15 protein-coding genes are annotated in these 16,510 nt (G+C 71.8%); 8 read left to right on the top strand and 7 right to left on the bottom strand.

All coding sequences use genetic code 11. The features are described 5' to 3' along the window. Positions 1-6: 6 nt before the first annotated feature. The 4 genes from OHA86_RS29170 to OHA86_RS29155 form a co-directional block, all read right to left on the bottom strand. Positions 7-336 carry a non-heme iron oxygenase ferredoxin subunit gene (locus tag OHA86_RS29170; RefSeq protein WP_329179971.1) on the bottom strand — a complete coding sequence of 110 codons (330 nt, stop codon included), beginning with the start codon at positions 334-336 and terminating at the stop codon, positions 7-9. Then, positions 333-1,502: a Fe-S cluster assembly protein SufD gene (gene sufD, locus OHA86_RS29165; protein WP_329179969.1), complete on the bottom strand. Its 1,170-nt coding sequence runs from the start codon at positions 1,500-1,502 to the stop codon at positions 333-335. Before sufD ends, OHA86_RS29170 begins: the two co-directional genes overlap by 4 nt. A gap of 78 nt (positions 1,503-1,580) precedes the next feature. Then, positions 1,581-3,002 (bottom strand): Fe-S cluster assembly protein SufB, encoded by a 1,422-nt coding sequence (sufB, locus tag OHA86_RS29160; protein WP_329179967.1) that lies wholly within the window; start codon positions 3,000-3,002, stop codon positions 1,581-1,583. Next, on the bottom strand, positions 2,999-3,799 hold the full coding sequence (locus OHA86_RS29155; protein ID WP_329179965.1) for a helix-turn-helix transcriptional regulator: 801 nt from the start codon (positions 3,797-3,799) through the stop codon (positions 2,999-3,001). Before OHA86_RS29155 ends, sufB begins: the two co-directional genes overlap by 4 nt. Before the next feature lie 134 nt (positions 3,800-3,933). Here OHA86_RS29155 and OHA86_RS29150 point away from each other — a divergent pair, with 134 nt between their 5' ends. The 3 genes from OHA86_RS29150 to OHA86_RS29140 are packed head-to-tail and all read left to right on the top strand — an operon-like array spanning position 3,934 to position 6,775. Next, positions 3,934-4,860 (top strand): ABC transporter ATP-binding protein, encoded by a 927-nt coding sequence (locus tag OHA86_RS29150; RefSeq protein WP_329179963.1) that lies wholly within the window; start codon positions 3,934-3,936, stop codon positions 4,858-4,860. Next, complete coding sequence (locus OHA86_RS29145; RefSeq protein WP_329179961.1) at positions 4,857-5,660, top strand: ABC transporter permease; 804 nt, start codon at positions 4,857-4,859, stop codon at positions 5,658-5,660. Before OHA86_RS29150 ends, OHA86_RS29145 begins: the two co-directional genes overlap by 4 nt. 59 nt (positions 5,661-5,719) lie before the next feature. Beyond that, on the top strand, positions 5,720-6,775 hold the full coding sequence (locus OHA86_RS29140) for a COX15/CtaA family protein (protein ID WP_329179959.1): 1,056 nt from the start codon (positions 5,720-5,722) through the stop codon (positions 6,773-6,775). On the opposite strand, the gene OHA86_RS29135 is transcribed toward OHA86_RS29140, so the two are convergent. The 3 genes from OHA86_RS29135 to OHA86_RS29125 all read right to left on the bottom strand — a co-directional run bounded on the left by OHA86_RS29135 (position 6,677) and on the right by OHA86_RS29125 (position 9,566). Beyond that, a complete protein-coding gene (locus OHA86_RS29135; RefSeq protein ID WP_329179957.1) occupies positions 6,677-7,750 on the bottom strand; it encodes an amidohydrolase in 1,074 nt (357 codons plus the stop codon). The two genes, OHA86_RS29140 and OHA86_RS29135, sit on opposite strands and share 99 nt — an antisense overlap. 67 nt (positions 7,751-7,817) lie before the next feature. Beyond that, positions 7,818-8,156 carry a hypothetical protein gene (locus tag OHA86_RS29130; protein WP_443071912.1) on the bottom strand — a complete coding sequence of 113 codons (339 nt, stop codon included), beginning with the start codon at positions 8,154-8,156 and terminating at the stop codon, positions 7,818-7,820. Between the two features lie 465 nt (positions 8,157-8,621). Continuing rightward, entirely contained in the window at positions 8,622-9,566 is a 945-nt protein-coding gene (locus tag OHA86_RS29125; protein WP_329179952.1) for a heme o synthase, read from the bottom strand. 316 nt (positions 9,567-9,882) lie between these two features. Between OHA86_RS29125 and tkt the strand changes: the two genes are divergently transcribed. The 5 genes from tkt to pgl are packed head-to-tail and all read left to right on the top strand — an operon-like array spanning position 9,883 to position 16,477. Then, complete coding sequence (gene tkt / locus OHA86_RS29120; RefSeq protein ID WP_329179951.1) at positions 9,883-11,970, top strand: transketolase; 2,088 nt, start codon at positions 9,883-9,885, stop codon at positions 11,968-11,970. Positions 11,971-12,005: 35 nt separating this feature from the next. Next, the gene (tal, locus tag OHA86_RS29115) at positions 12,006-13,124 is read left to right on the top strand and encodes a transaldolase (RefSeq protein WP_329179949.1); all 1,119 of its coding nucleotides are present in this window, start codon (positions 12,006-12,008) and stop codon (positions 13,122-13,124) included. A gap of 1 nt (position 13,125) precedes the next feature. Continuing rightward, positions 13,126-14,667, top strand: a complete 1,542-nt coding sequence (gene zwf / locus OHA86_RS29110; RefSeq protein WP_329179948.1) for a glucose-6-phosphate dehydrogenase — start codon at positions 13,126-13,128, stop codon at positions 14,665-14,667. Continuing rightward, positions 14,664-15,701: a glucose-6-phosphate dehydrogenase assembly protein OpcA gene (gene opcA, locus OHA86_RS29105; protein WP_329179946.1), complete on the top strand. Its 1,038-nt coding sequence runs from the start codon at positions 14,664-14,666 to the stop codon at positions 15,699-15,701. Before zwf ends, opcA begins: the two co-directional genes overlap by 4 nt. A 38-nt stretch (positions 15,702-15,739) precedes the next feature. Continuing rightward, the gene (gene pgl, locus OHA86_RS29100) at positions 15,740-16,477 is read left to right on the top strand and encodes a 6-phosphogluconolactonase (protein WP_443072029.1); all 738 of its coding nucleotides are present in this window, start codon (positions 15,740-15,742) and stop codon (positions 16,475-16,477) included. Positions 16,478-16,510 lie beyond the last annotated feature (33 nt).

Below are 16,510 nucleotides of genomic sequence, written 5' to 3'. Positions count from 1 at the left end.
GGTGACTCAGGACTCCTGGGTGACGGAGACGAGCACGTCGTCCCCAACGATCTTGACGGGGTATACGGGGACGGGCCGCGTGGCGGGCAGCCCGGACGGCTTGCCGGTGCGCAGGTCGAAACTCGACCCGTGCAGCCAGCACTCGATCTGGCAGTCCTCGACCTCGCCCTCGGAGAGCGAGACGTTGGAGTGCGAGCAGATGTCGTTGATCGCGAACACATCGCCCTCGGTACGGACCACCGAGACCGGCACACCGTCGATCTCGACCCGGTGGGGAGTGTCCTCCTCCAGGTCGCCGAGCGCGCAGACGCGCACGTAGGCGTCGATGCCGTTCATCCGACGGACGCCTCCAGTTCGGCGTCGATCTTCGCCATCAGCCGCTCTTCGAGGTCGGGCAGGCCGATCTGCTGCACCAGCTCGCCGAAGAAGCCGCGGACCACCAGGCGGCGGGCGTCCTCCTCGCGGATGCCGCGGGACTGCAGGTAGAACAGCTGCTCGTCGTCGAAGCGGCCGGTCGCCGAGGCGTGGCCCGCGCCGACGATCTCGCCGGTCTCGATCTCCAGGTTCGGCACCGAGTCGACCCGGGCGCCGTCGGTGAGGACGAGGTTGCGGTTCAGCTCGTAGGTGTCGGTGCCCTCGGCGGCTGCCCTGATCAGCACGTCGCCGATCCACACCGCGTGGGCGTCCTGGCCCTGGAGCGCGCCCTTGTAGGCCACGTTGGAGCGGCAGTGCGGGGTGTCGTGGTCGATGAAGAGCCGGTGCTCCTGGTGCTGGCCGGTGTCGGTGAAGTACAGCCCGTACAGCTCGGCCTCGCCGCCGGGGGCGCCGTACCCGACCCGCGGGCTCAGCCGGACCAGGTCGCCGCCGAAGGTGACGACCACCGACTTGAAGGTGGCGTCCCGGCCGATCAGCGCGGTGTGCTGGGCGGCGTGCACGGCGGTGTCGTCCCAGTCCTGCACGGAGACCACGGTGAGCTTGGCACCGTCGCCGATCAGGTACTCGGTGTTGCCGGCCAGCGTGGTGTCACCGGTGTGGTCGATGACGACGACGGCCTCGGCGAAGGCGCCGACCTCGACGATCTGGTGGCCGTAGACCGTGCCGCCCTCGCCGTGCACGGCGATCCTGACCGGCTCGGTCAGGACCGCTTCGGCGGGGATGCTGACGACCGAGGCCTTCTCGAAGGAGCTGAACGCCTGGGCGGCGACCCGGTCGACCGGTTTGCCCGCCCTGCCGACCCGCGGGTCGGTGCGGTCCACCGTCTGCACCGTGACGCCGTCCGGCGCGGTCACCTCGACCCGCAGGGCGCCGGTGGCCTCGGCGGTGCCGTCGTGCAGCCCGCGCAGCCGCTCCAGCGGAGTGAAGCGCCACTCCTCCTCGCGGCCGTGCGGCACCGGGAAGTCGGCCACGTCGTAGGACGGGGCCGCGCTGACCCGGGCGTCGGCGGGCTGTCCCACCGTGATGGCACCGTCCGTGGTGCTGCCCGCAGGGGTGTTGTCAGCCATGACTAGTCGTACAGCTCACTTTCTGCCTCATTGTGTTCAACTCGGGGTAGCTCCGGGGGACTTCGGGTGCCGGGGCGGCTAGCCCACGGAGCCCTCCATCTGGAGCTCGATCAGCCGGTTGAGCTCCAGGGCGTACTCCATCGGCAGTTCCTTGGCGATCGGCTCGACGAAGCCGCGCACGATCATCGCCATCGCCTCGAACTCCGTCATGCCGCGGCTCATCAGGTAGAAGAGCTGGTCGTCGGAGACCTTGGAGACGGTGGCCTCGTGGCCCATGGACACGTCGTCCTCGCGGACGTCCACGTACGGGTAGGTGTCGGAGCGCGAGACCGTGTCGATCAGCAGCGCGTCGCACAGCACGTTCGACTTCGATCCGGCCGCGCCCTCGCCGATCTCGATCAGACCGCGGTAGGAGGTGCGGCCGCCGCCGCGGGCCACCGACTTGGAGACGATGTTCGAGGAGGTGTTCGGCGCCATGTGCACCATCTTGGCGCCGGCGTCCTGGTGCTGGCCCTCGCCGGCGAAGGCGATGGACAGCGTCTCGCCCTTGGCGTGCTCACCCATCAGGTAGACCGCCGGGTACTTCATGGTGACCTTGGAGCCGATGTTGCCGTCGACCCACTCCATGGTGGCGCCCTCGTAGGCGACAGCGCGCTTGGTCACCAGGTTGTACACGTTGTTCGACCAGTTCTGGATCGTCGTGTAGCGGCACCGGCCGCCCTTCTTCACGATGATCTCCACGACCGCCGAGTGCAGCGAGTCGGACTTGTAGATCGGCGCGGTGCAGCCCTCGACGTAGTGGACGTAGGCGTCCTCGTCGACGATGATCAGCGTCCGCTCGAACTGGCCCATGTTCTCGGTGTTGATACGGAAGTAGGCCTGCAGCGGGATGTCGACGCGCACGCCCTTCGGCACGTAGATGAACGAGCCGCCGGACCACACCGCCGTGTTCAGCGACGCGAACTTGTTGTCGCCGGCCGGGATGACCGTGCCGTAGTACTCCTGGAACAGCTCCGGGTGCTCGCGCAGCGCGGTGTCGGTGTCCATGAAGATGACGCCCTGCTCCTCCAGGTCCTCGCGGATCTGGTGGTAGACGACCTCGGACTCGTACTGCGCCGCGACACCGGCGACCAGCCGCTGCTTCTCGGCCTCGGGGATGCCGAGCCGGTCGTAGGTGTTCTTGATGTCCTCGGGCAGGTCCTCCCAGGACTCCGCCTGCTTCTCGGTGGACCGCACGAAGTACTTGATGTTGTCGAAGTCGATGCCGGACAGGTCCGAGCCCCAGGTCGGCATGGGCTTCTTGCCGAACAGCCGCAGACCCTTGAGCCGGAGCTTGAGCATCCACTCGGGCTCGGACTTCTTCGCGGAGATGTCGCGGACGACGGCTTCGGACAGGCCGCGCTGCGCGGCGGCGCCCGCGGCATCGGAGTCGGCCCAGCCGTACTCGTACGTGCCGATGCCTTCGAGCTCCGGGTGAGTGGTCTCCGTGGGAGCAGTCATGCGGGTTTCCTCCCGGACGTGCTGGCAGATGCCTGGTCGGTGGTCTGGGTCTGATCGGTGGTTGCCGACCGAGCGGTGTGATCGGGACCGGTCGGGTGCGGGGCCTGCGGGACGAAGGTGGTGCATACGCCGTCGCCGTGCGCGATGGTGGCCAGCCGCTGGACGTGTGTCCCGAGCAGGCGGGAGAAGACCTCGGCCTCCGCCTCGCACAATTCGGGGAACTGTTCGGCCGTATGGGCGACCGGGCAGTGGTGCTGGCACAGCTGCTCTCCGGCGGGACCGGGTGCGCTGCGGGTCGTGGCGGCGTACCCGTCGGCGGACAGCGCACGGGCCAGTGCCCGGGTGCGGTCCTCGGGGGCCGCCGCGTCGATCATCGCACGGTAGCGTTCGGCCTGGGCCGCGACCCGTGCGCGGGCGAAAGCCGAGACCGCGGCCTGGCCGTCCCGCCCGCCGCCGGCGGACTCGGCGATCCAGCGCAGCGCGTCGGCGGCGAGTACGTCGTAGGCCTGGTCGAACGCGTCCCGGCCGCAGTCGGTCAGAGCGAAGACCTTGGCGGGTCTGCCGCGGCCGCGGTGGCCGTAGACCCGCTGGTCGCGGGGCTCGACGATATTCTCCGCCACGAGTGCGTCCAGATGGCGGCGGACGGCGGCCTGGGTGAGGCCGAGCCGCTGTGCCAGGTCGGCCGCGGTGGAGGGTCCGTGGTCCAGGACGGACCGGGCGACCCGGTTGCGGGTGCGCCGCTCCCCGGTCGTCTGCTCCTCCGCCGCCCCCTGAGAGGCACCACCGACGTATTTCACAACCCCATTGTTGCGTAATTCCTCAGGCGCGGGCAAGCGGGTCCGCTGCCGGGCGCGGTGTGCTGCGTCACTTAGGGTTACCTAATTCCGCCCTGCCGCCCAAACCGCTGCCCGGGCTCCCTAGACTCGTCCGCATGCGAAACGAGCCCGCGGTCGAGGTGACCGGTCTGGTCAAGCGGTACGGGACCAGGACCGCGGTCGACGGCCTCGACCTGGCCGTGCCCCGCGGCAGCGTCACCGCCGTGCTCGGCCCCAACGGCGCCGGCAAGACCACGACCGTCGAGATCTGTGAAGGCTACCGGCGCCCCGACGGCGGCAGCGTCCGGGTCCTCGGGCTCGACCCGGCCGCCCGGGGCGCGGCGCTGCGGCCGAGAATCGGCGTGATGCTGCAGGCCGGCGGGGTCTACCCGGGCGCGCGCGCCGAGGAGATGCTGCGGCACACCGCCGCGCTGCACGCCCACCCCATCGACCCGGCGCTGCTGATCGAACGCCTCGGCCTGGAGTCCTGCGGGCGCACCACCTACCGGCGGCTGTCCGGCGGGCAGCAGCAGCGGCTCGCGCTGGCGATGGCCGTGGTCGGCCGCCCCGAACTGGTCTTCCTCGACGAGCCGACCGCGGGCCTGGACCCGCAGGCCAGGCACGCCACCTGGGACCTGGTCCGCGAACTGCGCGCGGACGGCGCCACGGTGGTGCTGACCACCCACTTCATGGACGAGGCTGAGCAGCTCGCCGACCAGGTGGTGATCATCGACGGCGGCCGGTCGATCGCCGCCGGCGCCCCCGAGGAGCTGTGCCGCGGCGGCGCCGAGGGCACCTTGCGCTTCTCCGGCCGCCCGGGCCTGGACCTGGCTTCGCTGCTCAAGGCGCTGCCCGCGGACAGCCTGGCCGCCGAGCTGAGCGCGGGCACCTACCGCATCGAGGGCAAGGTCGATCCGCAGCTGCTGGCCACCGTCACCTCCTGGTGCGCCCAGCACGGCGTGATGCCCGACCGCCTCGCGGTCGAGCGCCGCACCCTGGAGGACGTCTTCTTGGAACTGACCGGCAGGGAGCTGCGCGGATGACCGCCACCACGGGCACCACCACGGGGACGGCGTACGCGGCCGGGTCCTTCACCCCCGCGCCGGGCGCCGCCCGTACCGCGACGATGATCCGCGCGCAGGCCGTCCTGGAGACGAAGATGCTGCTGCGCAACGGCGAGCAGCTGCTGCTGACCGTGGTGATCCCGGCGCTGCTGCTGGTCGTCTTCAGCGGCGTCGACATCGTGGACACCGGCGCGGGCAAGTCGGTGGACTTCCTGACCCCGGGCATCCTGGCGCTCGCGGTGCTGTCCACCGCCTTCACCGGGCAGGCCATCGCGACCGGCTTCGAGCGGCGCTACGGGGTGCTCAAGCGGCTGGGCGCCTCGCCGCTGCCGCGCTGGGCGCTGCTGACCGCCAAGACCTGCTCGGTGCTGGTCACCGAACTGCTCCAGGTGGCGCTGCTGACGGTGATCGCCTTCGCGCTCGGCTGGTCGCCGCACGGCAACCCGCTGGCCGTGCTGGCGCTGCTGCTGCTCGGCACCGCCGCCTTCTCCGGCCTCGGGCTGCTGATGGCCGGCACCCTCAAGGCCGAGGCGACGCTGGCCGCCGCGAACCTGGTCTTCCTGCTGCTGCTGGTCGGCGGCGGGGTGATCGTGCCGATGGACAAGTTCTCCGGTCCCGTGCGGTCGGTGCTCGAACTGCTGCCCGTCTCCGCCCTCTCCGACGGGCTGCGGGACGTGCTCCAGCACGGCGCCGGGACGCCCTGGGGCGACCTGGGCATCCTCGCGGTGTGGGCGGCGGTCGGCCTGGCCGCGGCGGGGCGCTTCTTCCGCTGGGAGTGACGCAGGGCACGGCCCGGGGCGACCCCCTCGTGAAAACACGCACAAGGGTGGCGCCTACCATGTTCCCCGTGCCAAAGCTCCCCGAAATCGCGCGAAACCCGCTCGCCTGGATCGCCGCCCGGTGGACGCCGGCCCCGGCCACCGTCCGCAGGGCGACGCTGTCCGCCGTGCTCATGTCGGTGGTCATCGTGGTCACCGGCGGTGCGGTCCGGCTGACCGGCTCGGGGCTGGGCTGCCCCACCGCGCCGCGCTGCGTGGGCGACAGCTGGGTGCCGACCTCGGCGATGGGCGTGCACGGCGCGATCGAGTTCACCAACCGGATGCTGACGTACGTGCTGTGCGCCGCCGTCGGCTGGGCCATCATCGCGGTGCGCTCGCAGAAGCCGTACCGCAGGGAGCTGGTCCTGCTGGGCTGGGCGCAGTTCTGGATGGTCGTCGCCAACGCGGTGCTCGGCGCCTTCACCGTGCTCACCGGCCTGAACCCGTACACGGTCTGCGTGCACTTCCTGCTGGCCTTCCTCCTCATCGTGCTGACCGTGCTGCTGTGGCAGCGGTCGGCCGAGGGCGACGCGCCGGCCCGGCCGCTGGTGGGCAAGCCGGTACGGCAGATGGCCTGGATACTGACCGGCGCGACCGCGCTGCTGATCGCGGTGGGCACGGTGGTGACCGGTGCGGGGCCGCACGCGGGCGACTCCAGCGATGTGCACCGCATCCCGGTGGACTGGAAATCCGTCGCGCAGCTGCACGCGGACGTGGCCTGGGTGGTCGTGGCGCTCACCGCGGCGCTGTGGTTCGTGCTGCGGGCGGTGGACGCGCCCGCCGGGCCGCGCGACCGCACCAGGGACCTCTTCCTGGTCCTGATGGGCCAGGGCGTGATCGGCTACGTCCAGTACTTCACGGATCTGCCCGAGGCGGTCGTCGGGCTGCACATGTTCGGCGCGAGCATCATCTGGATCGCGCTGCTGCGGGTGCTGCTGTCGATGCGGGAGCGGCCGGCGGTTGAGCCCGGCGCGCGGTCAGTGCCCGCGCCGGCCGACGACCCCGGGCAGCCGGTAGACGCGGCGGGCGTTGCCCTCGCCGACCAGGGCGGCGACCCGCTGCCCGTCCGCCGCTGACCACTCCCCCGCCGCGACCCGCTCGCCGACCAGCCGGTCGAGGGCGGCCAGGAAGCCGCGCGCACCGCTGACGTACAGCTCGGGCAGCCCGACCGCGCCGCCCGCGTAGAGCACCTTGCCGAAGGGCGCGCGGGACAGCGCCTCGGCCGGGTCGCCGCCGATCGCCAGGCAGACGTGCGGGAGGTCGGCGGCCAGCAGGGCAGCCGACCTCACGTGCGCGGGCCCCGGCAGCAGCACCACGTCGGTGCCGAGCCCCGAGGTGGCCCGCAGAAAACCCGCCACCGCGGCCGGCCCCGGCCCGTCCTGCCGGTGCCGCAGTGCCAGCGGCAGGCCGCCGGCCAGCGCGTGCCAGACCAGATGGCGCAGCAGCACCGGATCGGCGGGCCGCTCACCGATCCGCCGGGTGGCCAGCCAGCGCGCGGCGGCGTACCGCACCTCGACCGGTCCCGGCGGCCCGTGCGACGGCGGCGGGCCGTCCACCAGCGCTTCCGCCGCGCAGGAGAAGCCGACGGCGCTGAGCGCGGCGCCGTGCACGGACTCCGCGAGATTGGCCAGAAAACAGTCCACCGTGCCCGAGGTATCGGCCACCTGCTGGGCCAGCGGTTCGAGCCGGACGATCTCGTACGCCGCCGCGCTGCCCGCCGCGCCCAGCTCCTTGGGCGGCGTCAGGTCACCGGGCTCGCCGGTGTCGACCAGGTACGCGCGGATACCGGTGCCGCGCAGCAGCAGCCGGGCCGCCTCGTACGCGCCCAGCTCGCGGCGGCGGGCCAGATAGCGGGCCGGGGAGCAGTGCGGCTCAAGGCCCAGTAACGGCGGGCACCAGCGGCGTACCGCGAAGCCGGCGGGGCTGTCGAACAGCGTCGTGCCCGGCGCCGCGGCGCCGGGCAGCAGGGCCTCGAAGGCGCCGATACCGAGGTCGCCGGGCAGGACCCCGTGGCCGTACGCGTCCACCAGGCGACCCCGCGCCCCGGCCATCCGCCGCCCCCCTTGCCACCCTGCGTCCGTCACGACCCTGCCATGGTCCTGACGGCAGCGGGTGACGTCAGGTATTGGCGCGCCCGCCGACCTGAATTCCGGCCATCCGGGTCCACTCGTACGGTCCGGTACGCAGCCGGGCCGCCAACTCGCCCCCGAATTCGCCGTGCACGGGGACCTCCGCGGTTTCGGCTGCCGCCTGGGCGGTGGCGTAGGCGGGTGCGACCAGGTCGCCCCATGCCCCGTCCTTGCCGACCAGTACGATGCGGGCGCCGCGCTGCCCGAGGTGTTCGACGACGGCGTCGGCCCCGCCGTGCTTCTTCGCGAACCCGCGGATCTCCCGGGCCAGCCGCCTTGCGCGAGCCTGCTCGCGCCGCTCCACCTTGTCCTCACCCATGCCGCTCATGCTACCCACCGGTAGCCCTCCCCTCCCATGAGCCCGCGGATTTCTGCCCGATCCCTCCGTGGGCCGGCGCCTTTCCGCTGCCGCGAGGCCGGGGCTCCCTGCGTGAGGCGGCGCCTTACAGGGGCGCGGGAAACTGCGCGCCCAGCCACGATGCACCGTCGTGTGCGAGCGGACCGCACCACCCCAGGGGCGCGGGGGACTGCGCGCCCGGCCCCCACCCGCGCGCGGGTCGCCACCGCCCCAGAGGGGCAGATCGGTCCGCTCCGGACCACCGGCCGGTAGTGGGTTGCCCGCGCCGTTCCCCGCGCCCCTGGGTGGGCACCCCCTGCCGCGGGGGAACCCCCGGCCCAGCCCGCCCGGGGATGGCGTACCCCGTGACGCGGAGGCACCGCAGAAGCCCCGCGCCAGCGGAGGGCACCCCGCGCCCGGGGAAGGCGTAACCCCCTGAAAGCCGGCCCGCAGGGACTAGTGGAGGAAGGGGTCGACCGCCACGGCCACGAAGAGCAGCGTGGCGTACGTGATCGACCAGTGGAAGAGCCGCATCTCCTTGAGCTTCGCGCCGGTCACGCCGGCCTTGGCCCGGGCGTGCAGCCCGTGCGCCTCCTTGAGCCAGAAGGCGCCGAGCACCGCCGCGACCAGCGGGTAGAACCAGGACGTCTCACCCAGCGGCCACCACAGCGTGAGCGACGTCAGCACCATCACCCAGCTGTAGATGACGATCTGCCGGGCCACCACCTGGTTGCCCGCGACCACCGGGAGCATCGGCACGCCGACCCGCGCGTAGTCGTCCTTGACCTTCATCGACAGCGGCCAGTAGTGCGGCGGCGTCCAGAAGAAGAGGACAAGGAAGAGCACGAAGGGCGCCCAGCCCAGCTCGTTGCGCACCGCGGACCAGCCGATGAAGACCTGGAGGCAGCCGGCGACGCCGCCCCACACGATGTTCTGGGCGGTGCGGCGCTTGAGGCCCAGGGTGTAGACGAAGACGTAGTAGAGGATCGCGGTCAGCGACAGGCCCGCGGACAGCGGGTTGACCAGCACCGCGAACCACACCGTGGACACCACGGACAGCGTGATGCCGAAGACCAGGCCCTCGCGGGGCGAGACCAGCCCGGTGACCAGCGGACGCTGCTCGGTGCGGTGCATGAGCGCGTCGATGTCGCGGTCGATGTACATGTTGAGCGCGTTGGCCCCGCCCGCGGACAGGTAGCCGCCGACCACGGTCGCCAGCACCAGCCACAGGTCGGGCACCCCGCCGGCCGCGAGGAACATGACCGGGACCGTCGTAATGAGCAGCAGCTCGATGATGCGCGGCTTGGTCAGCGCCACGAACCCCATGACACGGGCCTGCAGCGGCCGATGACCTGAGCCCGTCCCGATGACCCCTGCGGGTCGGGATTCGACGGCCGTCACGAACACCCCAAGAGAGATGAGTCAAGCAGGCCGCCAAGCACCTGGCCGCCGGCATCGGGAACAGCGGGTCGGCCACGGTGCGGCCTGCGCGTACCACGCCACTCTAGACGCAGGGAATACCCCGGCTGCTTCCGGGGGTGGATCGTGTTGCCGGGCCCGCGTTCACCAGGCGTTAACGGGGTTCGGGAGGCGAATACGGACGTACGGGGGCAGGATCGAAAAGGTGCGCGCCCTCGGCGGTAGGCTCAGCCGCGTCGGGTAGGCACACGTCACCGGCGCGTTTCGACGTATTTGTTGAGAGGAGCCCTGACCCAGGGTGAGCAAGCAGCCGACCACCGCAGACCTTGACTGGACAGATCTGGACCGACGGGCGGTCGACACCGCCCGCGTCCTGGCCATGGACTCCGTGCAGAGGGTCGGCAACGGCCACCCCGGCACGGCGATGAGCCTGGCCCCTGCCGCGTACCTGCTGTTCCAGAAGGTCATGCGGCACGACCCCGCGGACGCCGACTGGACCGGCCGCGACCGTTTCGTGCTCTCCGCAGGCCACAGCAGCCTGACTCTCTACACCCAGCTCTACCTGGCCGGGTACGGCCTGGAGCTGGCGGACCTGGAAAGCTTCCGCACCTGGGGCTCGCGCACCCCCGGCCACCCGGAGTACGGCCACACCACCGGAGTCGAGACCACCACCGGCCCGCTCGGCCAGGGTGTCGCCAACGCGGTCGGCATGGCGATGGCCTCCCGTTACGAGCGCGGCCTGTTCGACCCGGACGCGGAGCCGGGCACCTCGCCTTTCGACCACACCATCTGGGCGATCGCCGGTGACGGCTGCCTCCAGGAGGGCATCTCCGCCGAGGCGTCCTCGCTGGCCGGGCACCAGAAGCTCGGCAATCTGGTGCTGCTGTGGGACGACAACCACATCTCCATCGAGGGCGACACCGAGACCGCGGTGTCCGAGGACACCGTCAAGCGCTACGAGGCGTACGGCTGGCACGTGCAGCGCGTCGAGCCGCTGCCCAGCGGCGACCTGGACCCGCACGCCCTGTACGCGGCGCTGCTCGCCGCCAAGGCGGAGACCGGCCGGCCGTCCTTCATCGCGGCCCGCTCGATCATCGCCTGGCCCGCCCCGCACGCGCAGAACACCGAGGCCGCGCACGGCTCGGCGCTGGGCGAGGACGAGGTCAGGGCCACCAAGGAGGTGCTCGGCTTCGACCCCGACCAGCACTTCGCGGTGGCCGACGACGTGATCGCGCACACCCGCGCGGTCAGCGAGCGCGCGCGCGAGACCAGGGCCGTGTGGGAGAAGTCCTTCGCCGCCTGGCGCACCGCCAGCCCCGAGCACGCCGCGACCTTCGACCGGATCGACGCGGCCGAGCTGCCCGAGGGCTGGCAGTCGCACCTGCCGGCGTTCGAGACGGGCAAGCCCCTCGCCACCCGGGCGGCTTCCGGCAAGGTGCTGGAGGCGCTGGGCGCCGTCGTGCCCGAGCTGTGGGGCGGTTCCGCGGACCTGGCGGGCTCGAACAACACCACGATCGACAAGACGTCGTCGTTCCTGCCCGACGGCAACCCGCTGCCGGGCGCGAACCGTTACGGCCGCACGGTCCACTTCGGCATCCGCGAGCACTCGATGGCCGCCGAGATGAACGGCATCACCCTGCACGGCAACACCCGGGTCTACGGCGGCACCTTCCTGGTGTTCTCCGACTACATGCGCAACGCGGTGCGGCTGTCCGCGCTGATGCACCTGCCGGTGACGTACGTGTGGACGCACGACTCGATCGGCCTGGGCGAGGACGGCCCGACCCACCAGCCGGTGGAGCACCTGGCGTCGCTGCGGGCCATCCCGGGGCTGAACGTGGTGCGCCCGGCGGACGCCAACGAGACCGCCATCGCCTGGCGGGAGATCTTCAAGCGCTGGACGAAGGAGTTCGGCAAGGGCGCCCCGCACGGCCTGGCGCTCACCCGGCAGGGCGTACCGACGTACGAGCGCAACGAGGACGCGGCGCGCGGCGGCTACGTGCTGTTCGAGGCCGAGGGCGGGCCCGCGCGGGTCATCCTGATCGGCACCGGTTCCGAGGTGCAGCTGGCCGTCGGCGCCCGCGAGGAGCTGCAGGCCGCGGGCATCCCCACCCGGGTGGTGTCGATGCCGTGCGTGGAGTGGTTCGAGCAGGAGGACCAGGCGTACCGGGACGGCGTGCTGCCGCCCTCGGTGAAGGCCCGGGTCGCGGTGGAGGCCGGCATCGCGCTGACCTGGCACCGCTTCGTGGGGGACGCGGGACGCATCGTCAGCCTTGAGCACTTCGGTGCCTCGGCGGACGCGAAGGTGCTGTTCCGCGAGTTCGGGTTCACCGCGGAGGCGGTGGCCGCCGCGGCGCGGGAATCTCTCGCCGCCGCTGATCGCTGACGCAGGCACACGACACATCAGGAGATGCAACTCTCATGACAGACGCACTCAAGCGCCTCTCCGACGAAGGCGTCGCGATCTGGCTGGACGACATGTCCCGCGGGCGCATCACGTCGGGCAACCTGGCCGAGCTGATCGACCAGCAGCACGTGGTCGGCGCCACCACCAACCCGTCGATCTTCCAGAAGGCCATCTCCGGCGACGAGCGCTACGACGCGCAGCTCACCGACCTCGCCTCGCGCGGCCTGACCCCCGACGAGGCGGTGCGGATGATCACCACCGCCGACGTCCGGGACGCGGCGGACGTCTTCCGCCCGGTCTTCGACGCCACCGACGGCCGTGACGGCCGGGTGTCGATCGAGGTGGACCCGCGGCTGGCGCACAACACCCGCGCGACCATCGCCGAGGCCAAGCAGCTGGCGTGGCTGGTGGACCGCCCGAACACGCTGATCAAGATCCCGGCGACGAAGGCGGGCCTGCCGGCCATCGCCGACGTCACCTCCCGCGGCATCAGCGTCAACGTCACGCTGATCTTCTCCCTCGCGCGCTACCGCGAGGTGATGGACGCCTACCTGACCGGTCTGGAGAAGGCCAAGGCCGGCGGCCTGGACCTGTCGCGGATCTTCTCGGTGGCGTCCTTCTTCGTGTCCCGGGTGGACACCGAGATCGACAAGCGGCTGGAGAAGATCGGCTCCGACGAGGCCAAGGCCCTCAAGGGCAAGGCCGCGGTCGCCAACGCGCGGCTGGCCTACCAGGCGTACGAGGAGGTCTTCGGCTCCGAGCGCTGGCTGGCCCTGGAGAAGGCCGGCGCGAACCGGCAGCGCCCGCTGTGGGCGTCGACCGGCGTCAAGGACCCGGCCTACTCCCCGACGCTCTACGTCACCGAGCTGGTCGCGCCGAACACCGTGAACACGATGCCGGAAGCCACCCTGGAGGCCACCGCCGAGCAGGGCGAGGTCACCGGCGACACCATCCGCGGGACGTACGAGCAGTCGCAGGCCGAGCTGGACGCCATCGGGGCGCTCGGCATCTCGTACGACGACGTCGTCCAGCTGCTGGAGGACGAGGGCGTCGAGAAGTTCGAGACGGCCTGGAAGGAACTGCTGGACTCCACCAAGGCGGAACTCGAACGGCTCGCTCCTTCGGAGGCCTGAGGTGAGCACTGACACCCCTGTCGGCGCCGGCAACCCGCTGCGGGACCCGCTGGACCGCCGGCTGCCGCGGATCGCCGGCCCGTCCGGTCTGATCATCTTCGGCGTGACGGGCGACCTGTCCCGCAAGAAGCTGATGCCGGCCGTCTACGACCTCGCCAACCGCGGGCTGCTGCCGCCGGGCTTCGCCCTGGTCGGCTTCGCCCGCAGGCAGTGGGAGAACGAGGACTTCGCGCAGGAGGTGCACGACGCCGTCAAGGAGCACGCGCGCACCCCCTTCCGCGAGGAGGTGTGGCAGCAGCTCGCCGAGGGCTGCCGCTTCGTGCAGGGCGACTTCGACGACGACACCGCGTTCGAGACGCTGAAGTCGACCATCGACGAGCTGGACAAGGCCCGCGGCACCGGCGGCAACTTCGCCTTCTACCTGTCGGTGCCGCCGAAGTTCTTCCCCAACGTGGTGCAGCAGCTCAAGAAGCACGGGCTGTCGCAGGGCACCGGCGAGTCGTGGCGGCGTGCCGTCATCGAGAAGCCGTTCGGCCACGACCTGGCCAGCGCCCAGGACCTCAACCGGATCGTGCACGACGTCTTCCCGCCCAACGAGGTCTTCAGGATCGACCACTACCTGGGCAAGGAGACGGTCCAGAACATCCTGGCGCTGCGCTTCGCCAACACCATGTACGAGCCGATCTGGAACCGGTCCTACGTCGACCACGTGCAGATCACGATGGCCGAGGACATCGGCATCGGCGGCCGGGCCGGCTACTACGACGGCATCGGCGCGGCCCGTGACGTGATACAGAACCACCTGCTCCAGCTGCTGGCGCTGACCGCGATGGAGGAGCCCGGCTCCTTCCACCCCAAGGCGCTCACCGCGGAGAAACTCAAGGTGCTGGGCGCGGTCGTGCTGCCCGACGACCTCGGCAAGCACACCGTGCGCGGGCAGTACGCGCACGCCTGGCAGGGCGGCGAGGAGGTGCTCGGCTACCTGGAGGAGGACGGGATCGACCCCAAGTCCAAGACCGACACCTACGCGGCCGTGAAGCTGGAGATCAACAACCGCCGCTGGGCCGGGGTGCCGTTCTACCTGCGCACCGGCAAGCGCCTCGGCCGCCGGGTCACCGAGATCGCGGTGATCTTCAAGCGGGCGCCGTATCTGCCCTTCGAGTCCGGCGCCACCGAGGAGCTGGGCGAGAACGCCCTGGTCATCCGGGTGCAGCCGGACGAGGGCGTGACCGTGCGGTTCGGCTCCAAGGTGCCGGGCACCTCCACCGAGGTGCGGGACGTGACGATGGACTTCGCCTACGGGGAGTCCTTCACCGAGTCCAGCCCCGAGGCGTACGAGCGGCTGATCCTCGACGTGCTGCTCGGCGACGCGAATCTCTTCCCGCGGCATCAGGAGGTCGAGCTGTCCTGGACGATACTCGACCCGATCGAGGCCTACTGGGACAAGCACGGCAAGCCCGCGCAGTACGCGTCCGGCACCTGGGGCCCGGCCGAGGCGGACGAGATGCTCGCACGAGACGGCAGGAGCTGGCGCCGGCCATGAAGATCGACCTGACGGACACCACGTCCGCACGTATCAACGCCGGGCTGATCGACGCCCGGCGGGCCATCGGCACCCCCGCCGTCGGGATGGTGCTGACCCTGGTCATCGTCACCGACGAGGGCAGCGCCTACGACGCGCTCAAGTCGGCGCACGAGGCGTCGCGCGAGCACCCCTCGCGCATCCTGGTCGTCATCAAGCGCCCGGGCCGCTCCCCCAGGGAGCGGGCCGGCGCCCGGCTCGACGCCGAGGTGGTGGTGGGCGCCGAGGCGGGCACCGGCGAGACCGTGGTGCTGCGGATGCACGGCGAGCTGGCCAACCACTCCGAGTCCGTCGTACTGCCGCTGCTGCTGCCGGACGCGCCGGTGGTGTGCTGGTGGCCGGACCAGGCACCGGACAAGCCCGGCGCCGACCCGCTGGGGCGGCTCGCCCAGCGCCGTATCACCGACGCGTCCTCGGCCGAGGACCCGGTCGGCTCGATCGAGGTACGGGCCGGCTCCTACCTGCCGGGCGACACCGACCTGGCCTGGACCAGGATCACCCCGTGGCGTTCGATGCTGGCGGCGGCCCTGGACCAGAAGCACTCCGCGATCACCTCGGCCTCCGTGGAGGGAGAGGCGTACAACGCGAGCACCGAGCTGCTCGCGCTGTGGCTCGCCGACCGGCTGGGCGTCGAGGTGGAGCGCAAGGTCTCCGACGGCCCCGGCATCACCGCGGTACGCCTGTTCACCACCGCGGGCGACATCTGCCTGGACCGCTCCGACGGCCGGCTCGCCGAGCTGTCGGTGCCGGGACAGCCAGACCGGCACGTGGCGCTCAAGCGGCGGGAGACCGCCGAACTGATCGCGGAGGAGCTGCGCAGGCTCGACCCCGACGACATATACCGCGCCACGGTGCAGTTCGGGGTCAAGCACCTGATCAGCACCGCCAGGGACAACAAGGGCGCGACGGACGGCAGCCCGACCGCCGCCGCCCGTGCGACGCCGTCGGCCGCGAAGAAGGCGGCCTCGGGAGGCAAGGCGGCGACGTCGAAGTGAGCACTCCCCAGGTCGTCGTCCACCGCGACAAGGAACTGATGGCGCGCGCCGCCGCCGCCCGGCTGATCACCCGGATCGTGGACGCCCAGGCCGCCAGGGGCACCGCCTCTGTGGTGCTCACCGGCGGGCGCAACGGCAACGCCCTGCTCACCGCGCTCGCCGAGTCCCCCGCGCGCGACGCGGTGGACTGGGCGCGCCTGGACGTGTGGTGGGGCGACGAGCGGTTCCTGCCGGACGGCGACCCGGAGCGCAATGTCACGCAGGCCGCCGCGCTGCTGGACGCCGTCCCGGTGGACCCCGCCAGGGTGCACCCGATGGCGCCCTCCGACGGCCCGTACGGCTCCGACGTGGACGCGGCGGCCGAGGCCTACGCGGCGGAGCTGGCCGCCGCCGCGGGGACGGAGGGACACGGCCGGGTGCCGGCCTTCGACGTGCTGATGCTCGGCGTCGGCCCGGACACCCATGTCGCCTCGCTCTTCCCCGAGCACCCCGGGGTGCGGGAGCGGACCCGTACGGTGATCGGCGTCCGCGGCGCCCCCAAGCCGCCGCCCGTCCGCATCTCGCTGACGCTGCCGGCCATCAGGGCGGCCCACGAGGTGTGGCTGCTCGCTGCGGGCGAGGACAAGGCCGGGGCGGTGGCCATGGCCCTGTCCGCCCCAGGAGAGCTCCAGGCGCCCGCCTCTGGCGCCCAGGGCCTCTCCCGCACCCTGTGGCTGCTGGACCGGGCCGCGGCGGCGAAGCTGCCGCGCGACCTGTACCCGGCCGCGTCCTCGTAAGGCTGCGCCAAGGCGCCCTGTCAGGGGCGCGGG

The sequence above is a fragment of the Streptomyces sp. NBC_01477 genome (assembly GCF_036227245.1).
GTDB lineage: Bacteria > Actinomycetota > Actinomycetes > Streptomycetales > Streptomycetaceae > Actinacidiphila.
This window is presented reverse-complemented; position numbering and strand designations above follow the sequence as displayed.